Annotated in this window: 17 protein-coding genes and 1 riboswitch; of the genes, 12 read left to right on the top strand and 5 right to left on the bottom strand. The window is 72.5% G+C overall.

Features of this window, described 5'->3' with window-relative positions:
• The coding region (locus tag ACFYXM_RS22880; protein WP_389291853.1) for a helix-turn-helix domain-containing protein at positions 1-128 on the bottom strand (128 nt) is incomplete at its 3' end.
• A 151-nt stretch (positions 129-279) separates the two neighbouring features.
• Between ACFYXM_RS22880 and ACFYXM_RS22875 the strand changes: the two genes are divergently transcribed.
• On the top strand, positions 280-918 hold the full coding sequence (locus tag ACFYXM_RS22875; protein WP_389291835.1) for a hypothetical protein: 639 nt from the start codon (positions 280-282) through the stop codon (positions 916-918).
• 115 nt (positions 919-1,033) lie between these two features.
• Here the strand turns inward: ACFYXM_RS22875 and ACFYXM_RS22870 are convergent, their stop codons facing one another.
• Both ACFYXM_RS22870 and ACFYXM_RS22865 read right to left on the bottom strand, forming a co-directional pair.
• Positions 1,034-1,726, bottom strand: coding sequence for a hypothetical protein (locus ACFYXM_RS22870; RefSeq protein ID WP_389291833.1), 693 nt, complete (start codon positions 1,724-1,726; stop codon positions 1,034-1,036).
• On the bottom strand, positions 1,723-2,232 hold the full coding sequence (locus ACFYXM_RS22865) for an RNA polymerase sigma factor (RefSeq protein ID WP_389291832.1): 510 nt from the start codon (positions 2,230-2,232) through the stop codon (positions 1,723-1,725). The genes ACFYXM_RS22870 and ACFYXM_RS22865 overlap by 4 nt, the downstream gene beginning before the upstream one ends.
• A 501-nt stretch (positions 2,233-2,733) precedes the next feature.
• Between ACFYXM_RS22865 and ACFYXM_RS22860 the strand changes: the two genes are divergently transcribed.
• From ACFYXM_RS22860 to ACFYXM_RS22830, 7 genes are all read left to right on the top strand, one after another.
• Positions 2,734-3,774: an MBL fold metallo-hydrolase gene (locus ACFYXM_RS22860; protein ID WP_389291852.1), complete on the top strand. Its 1,041-nt coding sequence runs from the start codon at positions 2,734-2,736 to the stop codon at positions 3,772-3,774.
• A 75-nt stretch (positions 3,775-3,849) separates the two neighbouring features.
• Positions 3,850-3,977: riboswitch (cobalamin riboswitch) on the top strand.
• 114 nt (positions 3,978-4,091) lie between these two features.
• A complete protein-coding gene (locus tag ACFYXM_RS22855) occupies positions 4,092-5,375 on the top strand; it encodes a prenyltransferase/squalene oxidase repeat-containing protein (protein ID WP_389291830.1) in 1,284 nt (427 codons plus the stop codon).
• On the top strand, positions 5,372-6,049 hold the full coding sequence (locus tag ACFYXM_RS22850; protein ID WP_389291829.1) for an SCO2322 family protein: 678 nt from the start codon (positions 5,372-5,374) through the stop codon (positions 6,047-6,049). Before ACFYXM_RS22855 ends, ACFYXM_RS22850 begins: the two co-directional genes overlap by 4 nt.
• On the top strand, positions 6,046-7,317 hold the full coding sequence (locus ACFYXM_RS22845; protein ID WP_389291827.1) for an energy-coupling factor transporter transmembrane protein EcfT: 1,272 nt from the start codon (positions 6,046-6,048) through the stop codon (positions 7,315-7,317). The genes ACFYXM_RS22850 and ACFYXM_RS22845 overlap by 4 nt, the downstream gene beginning before the upstream one ends.
• Entirely contained in the window at positions 7,314-9,032 is a 1,719-nt protein-coding gene (locus ACFYXM_RS22840; RefSeq protein WP_389291826.1) for an ABC transporter ATP-binding protein, read from the top strand. The genes ACFYXM_RS22845 and ACFYXM_RS22840 overlap by 4 nt, the downstream gene beginning before the upstream one ends.
• 146 nt (positions 9,033-9,178) lie before the next feature.
• Complete coding sequence (locus tag ACFYXM_RS22835) at positions 9,179-9,973, top strand: ECF transporter S component (RefSeq protein WP_389291825.1); 795 nt, start codon at positions 9,179-9,181, stop codon at positions 9,971-9,973.
• 311 nt (positions 9,974-10,284) lie between these two features.
• Positions 10,285-11,046, top strand: coding sequence for a hypothetical protein (locus ACFYXM_RS22830; RefSeq protein ID WP_389291823.1), 762 nt, complete (start codon positions 10,285-10,287; stop codon positions 11,044-11,046).
• A gap of 112 nt (positions 11,047-11,158) precedes the next feature.
• Here ACFYXM_RS22830 and ACFYXM_RS22825 read toward each other — a convergent pair whose 3' ends face one another.
• Positions 11,159-12,328 (bottom strand): steroid 3-ketoacyl-CoA thiolase, encoded by a 1,170-nt coding sequence (locus tag ACFYXM_RS22825; RefSeq protein WP_351525024.1) that lies wholly within the window; start codon positions 12,326-12,328, stop codon positions 11,159-11,161.
• A gap of 489 nt (positions 12,329-12,817) precedes the next feature.
• On the opposite strand from ACFYXM_RS22825, the gene ACFYXM_RS22820 reads away from it, so the two are divergent.
• Entirely contained in the window at positions 12,818-14,149 is a 1,332-nt protein-coding gene (locus tag ACFYXM_RS22820) for a cytochrome P450 (RefSeq protein ID WP_389291850.1), read from the top strand.
• 71 nt (positions 14,150-14,220) lie between these two features.
• A complete protein-coding gene (locus ACFYXM_RS22815) occupies positions 14,221-14,466 on the top strand; it encodes an AEC family transporter (RefSeq protein WP_389291849.1) in 246 nt (81 codons plus the stop codon).
• A 414-nt stretch (positions 14,467-14,880) separates the two neighbouring features.
• Here the strand turns inward: ACFYXM_RS22815 and ACFYXM_RS22810 are convergent, their stop codons facing one another.
• Positions 14,881-16,956, bottom strand: a complete 2,076-nt coding sequence (locus ACFYXM_RS22810) for a bifunctional glycosyltransferase 87/phosphatase PAP2 family protein (RefSeq protein WP_389291821.1) — start codon at positions 16,954-16,956, stop codon at positions 14,881-14,883.
• 153 nt (positions 16,957-17,109) lie between these two features.
• Here ACFYXM_RS22810 and ACFYXM_RS22805 point away from each other — a divergent pair, with 153 nt between their 5' ends.
• Both ACFYXM_RS22805 and ACFYXM_RS22800 read left to right on the top strand, forming a co-directional pair.
• Positions 17,110-17,685: a DUF2330 domain-containing protein gene (locus tag ACFYXM_RS22805; RefSeq protein WP_389291820.1), complete on the top strand. Its 576-nt coding sequence runs from the start codon at positions 17,110-17,112 to the stop codon at positions 17,683-17,685.
• 207 nt (positions 17,686-17,892) lie between these two features.
• Positions 17,893-18,378: a GNAT family N-acetyltransferase gene (locus ACFYXM_RS22800; protein ID WP_389291819.1), complete on the top strand. Its 486-nt coding sequence runs from the start codon at positions 17,893-17,895 to the stop codon at positions 18,376-18,378.
• The last annotated feature ends 16 nt before the right edge of the window (positions 18,379-18,394 follow it).

The following is an 18,394-nucleotide window of genomic DNA, read 5'->3' as shown; positions in this document are numbered from 1 at the left end:
GTGCGGGCCGCGAGCGCCAGGTTGTAGACCTTGCGCACGCATCCGAACGTGCGCGACAGCTCAGCTGCCTGCACATCGGTCGGATAGAAGCGGTACTTGAACGCCCGCTTCACGTGATTCGCAGCCATGCTCACAAACTAATGAACCCACACGTAAAGATCAAATCTGCTGGTCAGAGCACTGCGATCCGCCCCGACGGCGAATCGCAGCCCTTGCCCTGCTCCGCAGGAGTCCCTTTCCTCTCCGCCCTGAAGGGCGGAGTATCCACGGAGGAATCAGATGAAGCTGCGCCACGCCGTCACGGGCGGTTCCGCCCTCCTCGTCGCCCTCACCGCCGCGGGCTGCTCCAACGGCGGGGAAGGCACCGGGAGCAAGGCCGCCGAACAGCCTCAGGTGATCACCTACGAAGCGGACTACCCGGCCTACGACTCGCTCGACGCGGTCGTCGAGAAGGCCGACGTCGTCGTGAGTGGCACCGTCGTCGGCTCCTCCGTCAAGAAGCTGATGCCGGAGGTCTCCACCGAGGGCGACCCGCTGGCCAACCCTCAGGCCGGCCTCAGCGAGGAGGAGGCGGCCAAGGTCGAGCCGGTGGTCGTCACCGTCTCCAAGGTCAAGGTCTCCGAGGTGCTGTCCGGTGACGTGAAGCCTGGCGACACCGTCGAGGTGAGCCAGCTCGGCGGCACGCTGGGCGACGTCACCTACAAGGAGAAGCACACCACCACCCTGGCGAACAACGGCACGCAGTACGTGCTGATGCTCGCCAAGCACGACGCCGCCGCGCCGTACGACCTGCTCAACCCCGAACAGGCGCTGTACACCGTCGACGCGGGCGGGCAGATCAAGCCCACCGGGGACGGTGGGTTCGGGGACGCGGGCACCGTCCCGCGTCTCAAGGACCGCGCGGCCCGCGCCAAGTGACCGAAGGGGTGCCGCCCACCGGGCGGCACCCCTTCCGCCCGCTCCCGACCCGACCGGCCGGAGCGTCACCAGGCCCCGGCCGGCCGGTCGGCCGGAGCATCTCCAGAGCCCCCGGTCAGCCGGTCAGCCGGAGCGCCTTCAGGACCCCCGGGCTCAGCTTCACCGCGTTGTCCCCGGCCGGGACGGCCCTGTCACCGCTGACGCCGTAGGCCCCCTGGGCCGAGTTCACCAGCGTGAACCGGCCGTCATCCTGCCGCTCCAGCAAGAACACGTACTCCTCCCCCGCCTCGAGCGCGGCCGTCTCGGACACGCCCGAGCCGGGCGGGATGTACGAGACGGTGACCCGCCCGCCCGGCGCGGTGCCCTTGGCCGTCGCCAGCACCTCGGCGGGCGCCTCCGTGGATGTGATGTCGTCCACGGTCCGCTCCGTGCCCTCGCCCAGCTTCGCCCGGACGATGAGGTCGGCCGCGCCCTCCAGCCGGGCCGTCGAGGGGTAGTCGGGCTCATCGGCGACGAGTCCGCCGCTCGGCTCGTCGGGCCCGGAGGCCGCGAGCACGGCGACGGCCGCCACCACCGCGGCCGCGCCGCAGGCGACGGCCCCGATCAGCACCCCACGCCGACGCGGGCGCCGGGCAAGCGGGACGGGACGGGCCTCGCCCACCAGGACGCCCAACTCTCCTCTGGCACGCGACGACAGACCCTCCTCCGACGCGCCGGTCGGCAGCGGATCGGCGTGCCGGATCAGCGAGGCGACGCCCTGGGCGGACATCGCGGACTTCTTGACCTGCTTGGACTGCGAACGCTTCATACCGACTCCCGGGACGAGATGTAGAGCTCACGGAACGCCTTGCGCGCCCGGTGCAGACGGACCCAGACGGCGGGAGCACCGCAGCCGAGCAGGCGGCCCGCCTCCGCCGCGGAGAGGCCGTCCCAGTAGCTGAGCAGCAGCACCTCGCGATGGTGGTCCGCCAGCCGGTCGAGGGTGTCCAGGACCGCCGAGTCCTCCGCGGACGCGGGAGCGCGGCCGATCTCCTCACCGATCCGCCGGTGCAGCTCGGTCAGCCTGGCGGTGGCCCGGTAGTGGTTGCCGAGCACGTTCCGAGTGGTGACGAACACCCACCCGGGCGTCGCCTCACCGCCCTTCAGCACGTGCTCCCACGCGATCCGGAACACCTCGGCGGCGATCTCCTCGGCCGCGCTCCGGTCCCCCGTTCTGCGGTGCGCGAAGGCGCGCACCCGGGGGTACTCCCGCGCGTACAACGCGGTGAACCCCGCACTCCGGCCCGAATCCCTCACGGTCTGGTTGCTCTCCACACCCCGTACATGTCATGCGCGGGGCGAATCCTTACAGAGCCAGGGAGATTTTCCGCGCTTTTCTTCCCCGGCCCGGTCCGCGCGCGTCCTTCCCGGCCTACCGACGCCACGGATTACGGGACAGCCCTTAGTGCCGTGACCGGCAAGGTTTGCCCGGAAGGAGCGTCGTCCGGTGCGTGCGATCGCAAGGCGGCCGCAAGCTCTCGGATGGGGCCTCCCTGCTCGAACGAAGTCGAGAGCTCGGGGAATTACCGGGCGACGCGACGGGGCGAACGTTGCCGGGAGCGGCACTAAGGGCTGTCCCGGATGCCCATCCGAGCCGGCCCGGGGGTGTGCGTCAACTGCGCCCGGGAGATGGTCGACCAGGGCTACCACTGGAACAAGTTCTCGTTACAGTGGTCGGGTGGTCAGTGGGCGGCGCGCAGCGCAGCGCACCGCACCGTGCCGCGCCGCACGGCCGTACGTCCGGTGAGCGGACCGGGCAGTGGGAAAAGGGGAGCCATGACGCAGGTGACCGATCACGGCGGGGGCGTGCACAGCATCGAGGTGCCCATCCCGGACAACCCCCTCGGGCACACCCTCGTCCACGTCGTCGACACCGACCGCGGTCCGGTCCTGGTCGACACCGGCTGGGACGATCCGGAGGCGTGGGACACGCTCGTCGCCGGGCTGACCGCCGTCGGCGTGGCCGTCACCGACATCCACGGCATCGTCATCACCCACCATCACCCCGACCACCACGGCCTCTCCGGGCAGGTGCGCGAGGCGTCCGGGGCCTGGATCGCCATGCACGCGGCGGACGCCGAGATCGTGCGCCGCACCCGGGAGTCGGAGCCGGGCACCTGGTTGAACTACCTCGTCGCCAAGCTCACCGCGGTCGGCGCGCCCGAGGCGCACCTCGCGCCGTTGCGGGCCGCGGCGGCGGACCGGGGGCGTATGCGCACCCTGCCCGGGGCGCGGGCCGCGCTGCCGGACCGGGAGATCGTGCCGGGCGAGCTGCTGGACCTGGCGGGGCGGCGACTGCGGGCGGTCTGGACGCCCGGCCACACCCCCGGTCACGTCTGCCTGCATCTGGAGGAGAACCATCCGGCCGGTCTGCCCGGGCGGGGGCGGCTGTTCTCCGGGGATCACCTGCTGCCCGGGATCAGCCCGCACATCGGGCTCTACGAGGACCCGGACGCCGACGCGGTCACCGATCCCCTGGGCGACTACCTCGGTTCCCTGGAGCGCGTGGGCCGGCTCGGGGTGGCGGAGGTGCTGCCCGCCCACCAGTACGCGTTCACCGACGCGGCCGGGCGCGTACGGGAGCTCCTCGACCACCACGAGGAGCGGCTGGCGGGGCTCCTGGGGCTGCTGTCCACCCCGCTGACCCCGTGGGAGCTGGCCGAGCGGATGGAGTGGAACCGGCCGTGGGAGCGGATCCCGCACGGTTCGCGCAACATCGCGGTCGCGGAGGCCGAGGCGCATCTGCGGCGGCTGGTGAAGCTGGGCCGCGCCGAGGCGGTGGCGGGGAGCGACCCCGTGACGTACATCTCCGTGTGACCCGTCACGCACGTACGAGGGACGTGTGCCGCAGCCTGACGGCGGGCACCCCGGAAGGGGCCCGAGGGTCGCCCGGTAGAGTGAGTGGGTCGTCATCATGCGCGTACAGGGGGAAGCCGGTGCGAATCCGGCACTGACCACGCAGCCGTGAGCCGTCCCGTGGACGGTGAGTCGGAATGCCCTGGACGCGGTTGTGACCGGCTCGGACCACCGGAACCCCGGTGGTCGGCACCGTCGAGGTATACGGAGTCGGAGCCTGGTGCGTGAGCGTGCCTGTGCCCGGTCCGGATCCCCGCACAGGAGAGGCCCCGCCCGCCATGACCGTACGCCGCAGCGCGGCAACGCTCGCCGCGACCACGGCCGCCGTGCTCTGCGCGGCCGCCCCGGTCGCGGTCGCGGCGCCGTCCCCGTCGCCCACGCCGTCCGCCGCACTGCCCGCCGGGCTGTACGGCACGAAGGACCCCACCTACGACGGTGTCTGGCGGCAGTCGCTGGCCTTCCTCGCGCAGCGGGTCGAAGGCGTGACGCCCGCCGCGAAGTCGGTGGACTGGCTGATCGGCCAGCAGTGTGCCAACGGCGCCTACGCCGCGTACCGGCCCGACGCCTCCAAGCCGTGCGATGCGAAGACGGTGCTGGACACCAACGCCACCGCGGTCGCCGTGCAGGCGCTCGCCGAGATCGGCGGGCACGCGGAGACCGTGAACGACTCGGTCCGCTGGCTGAAGTCCGTGCAGAACGAGGACGGCGGCTGGGGCTACACGGCAGGCGCGCCCAGCGACGCCAACTCCACTTCCCTCGTGATCGGCGCTCTCGCCCGGCAGGGGCAGCGGCTCGCGGACATCGTCACGCCCGACGGCAAGTCCCCGTACGATCCGCTGCTCGCGCTCTCGATCCCGTGCGGTGAGAAGGACGGCGGCGCGTTCGCGTACCAGCCGGACAAGGCGGGGAAGCTCACGGCCAACGCGGACGCCACCGCCGCCGCCGTGCTCGGCACCATGGGCAAGGCCCTGGCCACCGGCAACAACGCCGCGGCCAAGGGGACCAGCTGCCGCCCCGCGGCCTCCGGTTCGGCCCTCACCCCCGAGCAGGCCGCCCAGAACGGCGCCCACTACCTCGCCGGCGCCCTCGCCGCGAAGGGCCATCTCGACCTGGCCCCGATGCCGGGCGCCGAGGACTCCGCCCCGCAGCCCGACATCGGCAACACCGCGGACGCGGTCGTCGCGCTGTCCGCCTCGGGCCACCAGGACAAGGCCGCCAAGGCCGTGGCCTGGCTGAAGAAGAACTCCGGAGCCTGGGCCGAGCAGAACGGCCCCGCCGCCTACGCGCAGCTGGTCCTGGCCGCGCACGCGACCGGGAACGACGCCCGCGACTTCGGCGGCGTGAACCTGGTCGACAAGCTGAACGCGACCGGTCCGAAGCCCGCGGCCATCACGACCCCCGACCCGTCCGCCGACACCGGGTACGAGGCCACGGAGAAGGACCGGGTGCACAGCGGCGACGACGTGATCGGCGGCGTGTGGTGGTTCGTCGGCATCGGCCTCGTCGTCGGTGCGGGCGTCGGCTTCCTGATCAGCGGCCGCCGGAAGAACCAGCAGCTGTGAGGCGGACGGGAGGGGCCGCCGCCGCGGTGCTGACGGTGCTGAGCGGGGTGCTGCTGGCCGTGCTGGGCGCGGGAGAGGCCCAGGCGGCCGGCTACCGGTACTGGTCGTTCTGGGAGGGCTCGGGCGAGGGCTGGGCGTACGCCACCCAGGGCCCCGCCCTGGTCCGGCCGGACGACGGTGCCGTGCAGGGCTTCCGGTTCTCGGTGAGCGAGGATTCCCAGGACGCGGCCCGGCCGCGCCACGCCCCCGGCTTCGCGAAGATCTGCGCGAACACCCCTGCCGAGAAGGGGTCCAAGCGGGTCGCGCTCGTCATCGACCCGGGCACCGCGGCGGACGCTCCGGACGGGCGGACCCCGCCCGCGCTCCGGACCGCGTGTGCCGTGGTCGCTCCGGACGCGAGCACCGCCGAGGCGCTCGCCGCGGTGGCCAAGCCGCTGCGTTACGACGGCAACGCGCTGCTGTGCGCCATCTCCGGGTACCCGGCCTCCGGGTGCGGCGAGCAGGTGTCGGGCGACGGGCACAAGAAGCCCGCCGCGTCCGCCCCCGCCACGTCCGCCGCGTCCGCCGACGGTTCCAGCGGCGGCGGACCGTCCGCCGGGATGCTCTTCGGGGCCGGCGCCGTCGTCGTCCTCGGCTCGGCCGCGGTCGTGCAGGCCCGCCGCCGCCGAGGATGACCACTCCGACCAGCGGCCCGGCGACCGGGGACGGGGCACCCGACCGCCCGGCCACCGGCCGTCGGGCGACCGGCCCCACCCGCACCACCGGCGTCACCCCTGCGCGTGCCACCCGCGCCCCCCGCACCGCCGACCGGCTGCTGCGCGCACCCGAGGCGAACCGGAGCAACGCCCTGCCCGCCGGGGCGTGGTGGCTGTGGGCGCTGGGCCTCGCCACCGCCGCCTCCCGCACCACCAACCCGCTGCTGCTCGGACTCCTCGTCGGGGTCGCGGGCTATGTGGTCGCCGCGCGCCGCACGGACGCGCCCTGGGCCCGTTCGTACGGGGCGTTCATCAGGATCGGGCTGTTCGTCGTCGGCGTGCGGCTGGTCTTCTCCGTCCTCCTCGGCTCACCGATCCCCGGCACGCATCCGCTGTTCACGCTCCCCGAAGTGCCGCTGCCCGACTGGGCGCAGGGCGTCCGGATCGGTGGCCGGGTCACCGCCGAGCAGCTGGTCTTCTCGCTGTACGACGGGGCGAAGCTGGCCGCCCTGCTGATCTGTGTCGGCGCGGCCAACTCGCTCGCGAACCCGGCCCGGCTGCTGAAGTCGCTGCCGGGCGCGCTGTACGAGGCGGGGGTCGCCGTCGTCGTCGCGATGACGTTCGCGCCGAACATGGTCGCCGACGTGGCGCGGCTGCGCACCGCGCGACGGCTGCGGGGCCGCCCGACCCGCGGTGTCGGGGCGGTCCTCCAGATCGGACTGCCGGTCCTGGAGGGCGCGTTGGAGCGGTCGGTCGCGGTGGCCGCGTCGATGGACGCGCGCGGCTACGGGCGTACCGCCGAGGTCCCGCCCGCCGTCCGGCGCACCACGAACGCGCTCACGCTCGGCGGGCTGCTCGGGGTGTGCGCGGGCACGTACGGGCTGCTGGCCGCGCAGGGCGCGGTGTACGGGCTGCCGCTGCTGGTCGCCGGGCTCGTCGCGGCGGCGGCCGGGCTGCGCCTGGGCGGTGCCCGGTCGGTCCGTACCCGTTACCGGCCCGACCGGTGGGGTGCGCGGGCCTGGCTGGTGGCGGGTTCGGGGGTCGTGGTGGCGGTGGCCATGATCTGGGCGGGCGGTGTCGACGCGGAGGCGCTGCACCCGGGGGTCGTACCGCTGACCGCGCCGGTGCTCCCGTTGTGGCCCGCGGCGGCGGTGCTGGTGGGGCTGCTGCCCGCGCTGGTGGCCCCCGTTCCGCCGCCGGTGGGCGCCGGTTCGAAGACGCGGCCGAGTCCCGAGGAGGACCAGTGATCCGGTTCGAGCAGGTTTCGGTGCGGTACGAGGGGGCGGAGCGCCCCACCCTGTCCGGGGTCGATCTGACCGTTCCCGAGGGCGAACTGGTGCTGCTGGTCGGCCCGTCCGGGGTCGGCAAGTCGACGCTGCTGGGGGCCGTCTCCGGTCTCGTGCCGCACTTCACCGGTGGCAGGCTGAGCGGCCGGGTCACGGTCGCGGGGCGCGACACCCGTACCCACAAGCCGCGCGAACTCGCCGACGTGGTCGGCACGGTGGGCCAGGACCCGCTCTCCCACTTCGTGACCGACACGGTCGAGGACGAGCTGGCGTACGGGATGGAGTCGCTGGGGCTCGCCCCGGACGTGATGCGGCGGCGGGTCGAGGAGACCCTGGACCTGCTGGGCCTGGCCGGGCTGCGGGACCGGCCGATCGCCACGCTCTCGGGAGGGCAGCAGCAGCGGGTCGCGATCGGTTCGGTGCTCACCCCGCATCCGAAGGTCCTGGTCCTCGACGAGCCGACGTCCGCGCTCGACCCGGCGGCGGCCGAGGAGGTGCTGGCCGTGCTGCAACGACTGGTGCACGACCTGGGCACCACGGTCCTGATGGCGGAGCACCGGCTGGAACGGGTGGTGCAGTACGCGGACCAGGTCGTCCTGCTGCCGTCGCCGGGCGCCGCCGCGGTCATGGGCGCCCCCGCCGATGTCATGGCCGTCTCCCCGGTCCGTCCGCCGGTCGTGGCGCTGGGTCGGCTGGCAGGGTGGGAGCCGCTGCCGCTGTCGGTCCGTGACGCCCGGCGCCGCGCCGCCGGCCTGCGCGAACAGCTCGCGGACCGGCGACCGCCCGCCGCGCCCGCCCCGGCCCGGACCCTGGTGTCCCCGCTGCCCGCCGCGCCCGCCCCCGCCCGACGCGGCGCCCTGGCCCGGCTGCTGGGACGCGGCACGCGCACGGCGACGCCCGTTGCCGGGCCCGCCGCCGATGTCCCGGCCCGGGTCGAGGACCTCGGCGTGCGGCGCGGGCGCGTCGAGGCGCTGCGCCGGGTCATGCTCTCCGTCGCCCCGGGCGAGACGGTCGCCCTGATGGGCCGCAACGGCGCGGGCAAGTCCACCCTGCTCGGCGCGCTCGTCGGCATGGTCGAACCCACCGCGGGCACCGTCCTCGTCGGTGGCCGGACCCCGCACCGCACGCCGCCGCGCGAGATGGTGCGCCGGGTCGGGCTCGTACCTCAGGAACCGCGCGATCTGCTGTACGCGGACACGGTCGCCGCCGAGTGCGCCGCCGCCGACACCGACGCGGGCGCCGCCGCGGGCAGTTGCCGGGAGCTGGTCTCGAAGCTGCTGCCCGGTGTGCCGGACGACGCCCATCCCCGCGATCTCTCCGAGGGGCAGCGGCTCGCGCTCGCCCTGGCGGTGGTGCTCACCGCGCGTCCGCCGCTGCTGCTCCTGGACGAGCCGACCCGCGGTCTGGACTACGCGGCGAAGGCCCGGCTGACCGGGGTGCTGCAGGGGCTCGCCGCCGACGGGCACGCGATCGTCCTGGCGACGCACGACGTGGAACTCGCCGCCGACCTCGCGCACCGGGTGGTGATCCTCGCCGACGGGGAGGTCGTCGCGGACGGGGAGACCCGGCAGGTGGTGGTCTCCTCCCCGGCGTTCGCCCCGCAGACCGCGAAGGTCCTCGCCCCGCAGGAGTGGCTGACCGTGGCACAGGTCCGTGACGCGCTGGAGGAGCGGTGACGAGCGGGCACGAGGGACGGGCGGCGAAGGTGGCGGACGGGCGTCGCGCACCCGCAGGCCCTGTGGAGCGAGTGGACGGCCCGGCCCGGACGGGGCGCAAGGCCCTCACCGGGCACGCGCGGCGGTCGGACCGGACGGTACGGCCGATGCGTCTGGGGCCGCGCGCGATCGCCGCGCTCGTGCTGATCAGTGCGATCGGCGTGGTCGCGTTCGGCTGGCCGCTGCTGGCCGACGCGGGCTCCGGTCTCGCGCACTCCCAGGACGCGCCGTGGCTGTTCGCCGCGCTGCTGCCGCTGCTGGTCGGCGTGGTCGTCGCGATGATCGCCGACTCCGGGCTGGACGCGAAGGCCGTGGCGATGCTGGGGGTGCTGGCCGCGGTCGGTGCCGCGCTGCGCCCGCTCGGCGCGGGCACGGCGGGCCTGGAGCCGATGTTCTTCCTGATGGTGCTGAGCGGCCGGGTGCTCGGCCCCGGCTTCGGATTCGTGCTCGGCTCGGTGACCATGTTCGCGTCGGCACTGCTGACCGGCGGGGTGGGGCCGTGGATGCCGTTCCAGATGCTGTCGATGGGCTGGTTCACCATGGGTGCGGGTCTGCTGCCGGGCCCGGACCGGCTGCGCGGGCGGGCCGAGCTGCTGATGCTCGCCGGGTACGGATTCCTGGCGGCGTTCGCGTACGGCACGGTGATGAACCTGTACGGATGGACGATCGTGCCCGGCACCGGCTCGGGGATCTCGTACCACGCGGGTGATCCCCTGTCCGAGAACCTGGTCCGGTTCCTGGCCTACTGCGCGGCGACCTCGCTCGGCTGGGACCTGGGCCGGGCCGTCCTGACCGTGGTGCTGACCCTGGCCCTCGGCTCGGCACTGCTGAAGGCGCTGCGCCGGGCCACGCGCCGGGCCGCCTTCGACGCGCGGGGCACGTTCGACGCCCCTGACGGGTGAGGAGCCTGCGCATCCGCTTGACCTCCATGACCGGGTAGGGTGACGGTCGCTCCCTCGTCGTTCCCTTGATTTTCCTCTGCTTTCCCCCGGATTTCAGGGCTTTCGGGACATTTCACACCGCGTCAACACCTGGCAAAAGCCTGATTTTCTCTTACTTGGACGACTTAATTACCCGTTGGTCCATATAGGCGCATTTTGCTCTGACATCCGTTCCCGTCAGCGGCCGGAGCGTTGTCACATACGTGGAACCTCGTGATTTCTGGGATCGGAACACAGTCCTGGCGGAAGCTTTCTGCGTCAGCGACGAACGCATGCGCCGAGCGCAGGCTCTGCTGGACGCGGCGCAGGCGGAGCGGAGCCGGACGCTGGCCGCGTTCGCCGTCACGGTCGGCGACGACGGATCCATCGCGGACCTGATGGGCCTGAACGAACGCGAAGTGCGATCGGCACGACGCACCGTGGGCCGCCATGACGCGCGCTCGCTCGCCCGGGAGTTGCTGAGCCGGAAGCAGCGGACGCCCGCGGAGGCACCCGGCGAAACCGCCGCCCCCGGCCCGGTTCCCGGCTCCGGTCCGGCTCCCGGCTCCGTCCCTGTCCCTGCTCCTGCTCCTGCTCCTGCTCCCGCTCCCGCTCCCGAGATCACTCTGCCGCATCCGCGCAAGGAGATGACGGTGCGGACGACGGGGAGCGCGCGCATGAGCACGCCGCCCGTGATCGTGCCGCCTGTCCCGGCCACGCCCCCGACCGTGCCTCCGCCTCCTTCCTCTCCTCCCCCGGCGCCCCCGTTCGAGGTGAACAGCACGGTCGTCTGGTCGCCCAGCATGGACTCCGTGCTGTTGTGGAGCTGGGAGTCCGGGCTCGACGTGCAGACGGTCGCCGCCGAACTCGGCTTGGATGTCAGGGCGTTGCTGATGCGGGTGCAGGAGCTCGCCAACGACGGGATGCTCACGCTCACCAACCCGGTCCCGGAGGTGAACCGGTCGGGCCGCCACCGCCGCCAGAACTTCGACGAGGAGGCGTACGCGGCGCTGCTCGCCCCCACCCCCACCTTCCCCACGCACCTGCCGTACTGAGTGTCCGCAGCCGGGGGGCAGCGGCGGGCGGGGGCCGGCCGCTGCCCCGGCCGGTGCCAGGGCTGAGCCGCCCGGCACCGGCCGGCTCAGCCCGGAACGGCCCGGCTCGCCGTCACAGCCGCTGGATGATCGTGCCGGTCGCCAGGGCACCGCCCGCGCACATCGTGATCAGGGCGAACTCCTTGTCCCTGCGCTCCAGTTCGTGCAGGGCGGTGGTGATCAGCCGGGCGCCGGTGGCGCCGACCGGGTGGCCGAGCGCGATGGCCCCGCCGTTGACGTTGACCTTGTCCAGGTCCTGTTCGAAGACCTGGGCCCAGCTGAGCACCACGGACGCGAACGCCTCGTTGATCTCCACTATGTCGATGTCCTTCAGCGACATCCCGGCCTTGCCGAGCACCGCGCGCGTCGCGTCGACCGGCCCGTCGAGGTGGTAGTGCGGGTCGGCGCCCGCGAGTGCCTGCGCGACGATCCGGGCGCGCGGCCTGAGCTTGAGCGCGCGCGCCATGCGCTTGGACGCCCACATGATCGCGCAGGCCCCGTCGGAGATCTGCGAGGAGTTGCCCGCGGTGTGGATCGCGGTGGGCATGACCGGCTTGAGGCCCGCCAGCGCTTCCATACCGGTGTCCCGCAGCCCCTCGTCGCGGTCCACCAGACGCCACATGCCCTGCCCGGCGGCCTGCTCCTCCTCGGTGGTCGGCACCTGCACCGCGTAGGTCTCGCGCTTGAACCTCTCCTCGGCCCACGCGACGGCCGCCCGCTCCTGCGAGAGCACTCCTAACCGGTCGACATCCTCCCTGGTCAGACCGCGTTTGCGGGCGATGCGTTCGGCCGCCTCGAACTGGTTGGGCAGGTCGACGTTCCACTCGTCGGGCCAGGGCTTCCCGGGCCCGTGCTTGGAACCGCTGCCCAGCGGGACCCGCGACATCGCCTCGACGCCGCAGCTGATCCCGATGTCGATCACCCCGGCCGCGACCATGTTGGCGACCATGTGGGACGCCTGCTGCGAGGAACCGCACTGGCAGTCCACGGTGGTGGCAGCCGTCTCGTACGGAAGCCCCACGGCGAGCCAGGCGTTGCGGGCCGGGTTCATGGACTGTTCGCCGGCGTGGGTGACCGTGCCGCCGACGATCTGCTCGACGCAGTCGGCGTGGATCCCGGTGCGTCCGAGGAGCTCCCGGTAGGTCTCGCCCAGCAGATAGGCGGGGTGCAGATTGGCGAGCGCGCCTCCGCGCTTGCCGATGGGGGTGCGTACGGCTTCGACGATGACGGGTTCCGCGGCCATGAGCTCGTCCTCTCCTCGCGTCTCCGCAGAGGCGTCCCGGCGCCCGCGGAAGCAAACTAGTACGCGTTCTAGTTCTTTGGGCAGTCTTATGAGACCCGCCGCCGGTGCGCAAGGGTGCTGCACGCACCGACTGCCGCGACCCGGCGAACGCCGCCGGGGGCAGGGCGTGTTCCGAAAGTCCCGTCCGGCCCGCGACGCCTGGCACGGCGCCTCGCCGCATTGTCGGGATCATCCACGTAGCCCCGCTACGAGGGCTTTTGGTCAACGCCGCGAGCGTGCGTGCTGGGCGGCGCGACGGGGCAAACGTTGCCGGGAGCGGCACTAGTACTGTTCGATCGCGGTCCGCTCCGCGGTCGCCCCACCCGCTCTTCACGCAACAGAACCGACCACCCCTCTTGCCAGTTGTAGAACCCGTTACTACCTTGCGGACAACTTCTGATGGACCGTCAGACAGCGTCGGGCGGCCCTCGGACCGACCTGGAGACGCCGATGCCCTGCCCCCATCTGCCCGAAGGCTTCGACTTCACCGATCCCGACCTGCTCCAAGCCCGCGTCCCGCACCCGGAGTTCACCGAGATGCGGCAGACCGCACCGGTCTGGTGGTGCACCCAGCCGGCCGGCATCTCCGGTTTCGACGACGAGGGCTACTGGGTCGTCACCCGGCACGCGGACGTCAAGTACGTCTCCACCCACCCGGAGCTGTTCTCGTCCCACACCAACACGGCGGTCATCCGCTTCAACGAGTCCATCGGCCGGGACCAGATCGAGGTCCAGAAGCTGATCATGCTGAACATGGACCCGCCCGAGCACACCCGGGTACGCCAGATCGTCCAGCGCGGCTTCACCCCCCGGGCGGTGCGCTCCCTGGAACAGGCCCTGCGCGGCCGGGCCCGCTCGATCGTGGAATCCGCGCTCGCCGGAGCCGGCCGCGACACCGGCCCCGGCGTGGAATCCGGTACGGACCCCGGGGCGAGCTCCACAGCGAGCCTTGAAGCCGACGGTTCGTTCGACTTCGTCACCCGGGTCGCCGTCGAACTGCCGCTCCAGGCGATCGCCGAACTCATCGGCGTACCGCAGCAGGACCGGTCCAAGATCTTCGACTGGTCCAACAAGATGGCCGCGTACGACGATCCGGAGTACGCGATCACCGAGGAGGTCGGCACCGAGGCGGCCATGGAGCTGATCTCGTACGCGATGAACCTCGCGGCGGCCCGCAAGGAGTGCCCGGCCAAGGACATCGTGAGCCAGTTGGTCGCCGCCGAGGGCCAGGGAAACCTCTCCTCCGACGAGTTCGGCTTCTTCGTGATCCTGCTGGCAGTCGCCGGGAACGAGACCACTCGCAACGCCATCAGCCACGGGATGCACGCCTTCCTCACCCACCCCGACCAGTGGGAGCTCTACAAGCGCGAGCGCCCGGAGACGACCGCCGAGGAGATCGTCCGCTGGGCCACCCCGGTGGTCTCCTTCCAGCGGACCGCCACCCAGGACGTCGAACTGGGCGGGCAGTTGATCAAGAAGGGGGACCGGGTCGGGCTGTTCTACTCGTCGGCCAACAACGACCCCGAGGTCTTCGAGAACCCGGAGACCTTCGACATCACCCGTGACCCCAATCCCCACCTCGGCTTCGGGGGCGGCGGCCCGCACTTCTGCCTCGGCAAGTCCCTGGCCGTGATGGAGATCAACCTGATCTTCAACGCGATCGCCGACATGATGCCGGACCTGCGACTGGTCGGTGAACCGCGACGGCTGCGCTCGGCCTGGCTCAACGGGATCAAGCAGCTCCAGGTCGTCCCGGGGCGCCCGGGGCCGACCTCCGGGTGAGCAAGTCCCTCCGGGTGAGCAAGTTCTGTCGGGCGAGCAAGCCGACGAGTGCCGACTTGTTTTGACGGTGCATCACACAGACGCTGGTCCAGCCGCTGATCGCGTACGGCGTCGGCGGCCCGCTGCTGCGGCTGCCGGATCATCAACTGCGCGCGGCAGTGGTCTGTTCCGCGCTGCCGGCCGCACAGAACGTCTTCGTCCACGCCCGGCAGTACGGCCTGGACACCCGCCCGGCGTGCGATTTCGTGGTGGCGTCGACGGTGGCGTCGATGGCCACGCCGTCGCTCGCCGTGTGGGCCCTGGGCGCGGCTGCCTGAGCCGTTCGAGTGGCGGACCGGAGCCGATGGGTGGATGCTGGTCGAGCGGCGATCCAGGCCGAAGGGGTGCCGGGACGATGTGTTCGTCCCGGCACCCCTTCGGCACCTCCGTACGGCGGGAGCTCGGCACCCCCGTACCGGGGGCCTCGGCACGGGCCGACACGGCGGGTGGGATCGACCGGGACCTCTCGGTGGACTCCGCCGTCGTCCGCGCGCATCAGCATGCGGCCGGTGTCCGCGCCGCTCGTCCGTCGGCACCCGCCTCGAAGGGGGCCGAAGGGACAGCACACCAGGACGAACCGCCGCGGCGGAGCCTTGTCGGCCGTCTGGTGCAGGTCGTACCGGAGGTGAGGGCCCGAACCGCTCGCACGGCGGGTTCACCGGCGAGCTCCATGGCCGACCGCGTTGTGGTACTCACTGTCGTCGTACCAGTCGCGACCGGTCGTGATCGCCTCCGCCCGCGTCGCCGACCTGTCTCGGCGGTGCCCCGTCCACCAGGTCGTCCAGCGGTTTCGCCGCGGCCGGTACGGCCGGTGCCCGCAGCTTCCGGGGCCCGGACAGCGCGTAGGTGAGGCCGAAACCGAGCGCGACGACGGCCGCACCGCCCACCGCGTCCAGCACCCAGTGGTTGGCCGTGGCGACGATCGCGGAGACCGTGAACAGCGGATGCAGCAGCCCCAGCGCCTTCATCCACGCCTTCGGGGCCAGCATCACGATGACCACACCGCACCAGAGCGACCACCCGAAGTGCAGCGAGGGCATCGCCGCGTACTGGTTGGTCATCGAGGTCAGCGACCCGTAGTCCGGCTTCGCGAAGTCCTGGACGCCGTGGACGGTGTCGATGAAGCCGAGTCCCGGCATCAGCCGGGGCGGCGCCAGCGGGTAGAGCCAGAAGCCGACCAGCGCGAGAACCGTGGCGAAGCCGATGGAACCGCGGACCCAGCGGTAGTCCGCCGGGCGCCGCACGTACAGCACTCCGAGGATCGTCAGCGGCACGATGAAGTGGAACGTCGTGTAGTAGAAGTCGAAGAAGTCCCGCAGCCAGTCGATCTCGACGACGGCGTGGTTGGCCCAGTACTCGATGTCGATGTGCAGCGACTGTTCAAGGGAGTGGATCTGCCTGCCGTGGCGTTCGGCGGTGTCCCGGCCTCCCGTGGCGGCCAGCCTGACCTGCGAGTAAGCGGAGTACACAACCCGGATCAGGAGCAGTTCCAGCAGCAGGTTGGGGCGGCTGAGCACCCGGCGCCAGAACGGCAGGAGCGGGATCCGGCTCCAGCGGGCGGCGACCGGGGCCACGTGGTCGGTGGGGACCGGGTCGCGCCAGTAGGGCGAGGTGCGCGGCAGGAACGGTACGGCGCAGGCCGCGCCGAGCGCCGTGATCAGCAGCACGTTGTCACGCACGGGGACGACCACCGCCATGTTCGGCAGCAGCATCTTCGCGGGCAGCGTGAGCACGAGCACCACGACCGTCGGCCACATCAGCCGGTCGGAGGCCCGCTTGCCGACCCGGCCGACGACCGCGAGCAGCACCCACAGCAGCTGGTGCTGCCAGGCGGTCGGCGAGACCGCGACGGCGACACAGCCGGTCACGGCGACGGCCAGCAGCAGCTGCCCGTCGTGCGCGTACCGCACGGCGCGGCGCAGCCCGAACCAGCAGACGACGGCCGCCAGCACCACGAACAGCGCGATCTCCAGGGGACCGGTCAGTCCGGACCTGAGCAGCGCACCGTGCAGCGACTGGTTGGCCAGACTGTCCGCGTTCTCGCCGAGCCCGGCGCCCGCGACATGGTGAACCCAGTACGTCCACGAGTCGTGCGGCATCGCCGCCCAGGCCAGTGCCGTGCAGGCGGCGAACGTGACCCCGCCGGTCACCGCCGCCCTCCGGCGTCCGGTGAACAGGAGCAGGACCGCGAAGAGCAGGACGGTCGGCTGGAGCGCGGCCGCGACACCGATCAGGAGGCCCGAGGCGCGTTCCCCGCGGACCGTGAAACAGGCCAGCAGCACCAGGAGCACCGGGATGATGCTCGTCTGCCCCAGGTGGAACGCGTTACGGACCGGCAGGGACAGCATCAGCAGGCTGATCGCCACCGGTGCGGCCAGCAGCGAGGTGCGGCGCGCGACCGGGCCCGGCAGCGCACGCGCGGCCACGACCCCCAGGGCGACGACGAGCAGCAAGGAACCGAAGGTCCAGACGACCCCCAGGCTCTCCTCCGCCGCCCGGGTCAGCGGCTTCAGCACCAGCCCGGCGAACGGGGTGCCGGTGAACCGGTCGCTGTCGTAGAGGGAGCCCGTCACGTGCAGGACGCCGTTCTCGCCGATCCAGGTCTCCAGATCGGCGAGCCGCTCGCCCGGCGGACGCCGCAGCACCACCGCCACCTGCCGCACCGCCAACGCGGCCACGACCAGCCAGAGCAGCACCCGGGCAGCACCCGTCCCCGCCCCGGTCCCCGTCGCCGCGTCCGAGCGCACACTGTGTTCCGCATTCGCCACGCTGCGCCGACCCTCCCACCGTTCTCGCGCCTGTCCCTCGACAGGGGCGCGCCGTGAAACCCTCGCATTGCACCATGGGGAAGACCCAATCAACCCCCTCGTCGCCTGGCTGTCATCCAGCCTTTTTCCGAGAGGATGACCGAGCGGCCGCTCGTGACGACTTCGCTGCACGGCGACCCGGACCCGCTGCGGCTGTGCTTCGCCAGCGAGCGGCCGGTCTACCCCATGCGGCTGTCGCGGCTCGCCCCGACACCGCAGCGGCTCGCCCTGTACGTGCCGGCGGCGCACCGCATGGAGCCGCGCGACGCGATCGGCGGTGCCGCCCCGCGCGTGACGTACGCGGGCCGGATCGATCCCGGCCGCGGCGGGACGGCGCAGGACGGAACGACGCAGGGAGGTTCGGCACGGGACGGGGCCGAGGCGCTGTCGGCGATGACCGGCGGCAAGCCCGTGTTCGTCACCGCGATCGAGCAGTGGTTCCCGCGTCCGGAGCGGATCGACGGCGATCACGAGCTGAGGGCGGCCGGCGCCGACACCCCGTACCGGACCCTGGTGTACCGGAACGAGCTGCTGACCGTGGGCGGGATCCCCGCCTGGTTGCTGTCGGTCCTGGGGACCGCGCTGCTGGTCGTCATCGCGGTGGTGTGGAGGAGGCGGGCCAGGCGGCACCGGACGCGGCCGGGGACGCCCACGGCGCCGGTCACGGCCGGGGTCACGCCGACGCACTGAGCGGACCGCCATGGGCCCCGCCCGTCCGGGGTGCCCGTTCACCCCGCCCATCCGCCTCCCATCTCCCCTCTATCCCCCCGTCCCCCTGTCCCCCTGTCCCCCTGTCTCATCCGCCTCCCACCCATCCCCATCCGTTCTCGTACGCCCGCCGATCGAGCGCATCAATCCCTTTGATCTCGCGTTCGCGCCCCGGCCACAATGACCGGCATGACCTGGACCATGGCCCACGAACCCGTCGGCTCCCCGGACGCGTCTCTGCTGCGTCGCGACTACTACGGCGAGGTCGCGGGCCGCTACTGGGGACGGCCCGCGACCGCCGAGGAGATCGACGAGGGCCTCACCGACGACGGGGCCGTCCGGCTCGTGCCGCCGACCGGACAGTTCGTCGTCGGCCGGTTCGAGGGGAGGGCCGCGGCCTGCGTCGGCCTGCTGGTGACGGACGCGGACGCGGCGATCGCGGAGCTGACCCGGGTGTTCGTGCGCCCCGAGTACCGCGGCACGGGCGGCGGCGGGCTGCTCCTGGCCGCCGCCGAGCACGCAGCGCGTGCCTTCGGCATGCGCACGATCCGGCTGGACACCCGCCACGACCTGTTCGAGGCGCGGGGACTGTACGCCAAGCACGGGTACCGGGAGGTCCCGGCGTTCAACCAGCGGCTGTACGCGGAACACTGGTTCGCCAAGACGCTCGGGTAGAGCCCCCTCCGGGCAG

The organism is Streptomyces sp. NPDC002476 (genome assembly GCF_042889785.1).
Lineage (GTDB): Bacteria > Actinomycetota > Actinomycetes > Streptomycetales > Streptomycetaceae > Streptomyces.
The sequence above is the reverse complement of the archived record's forward strand: the minus strand, read 5'-3'. Positions and strand labels throughout refer to the sequence as shown.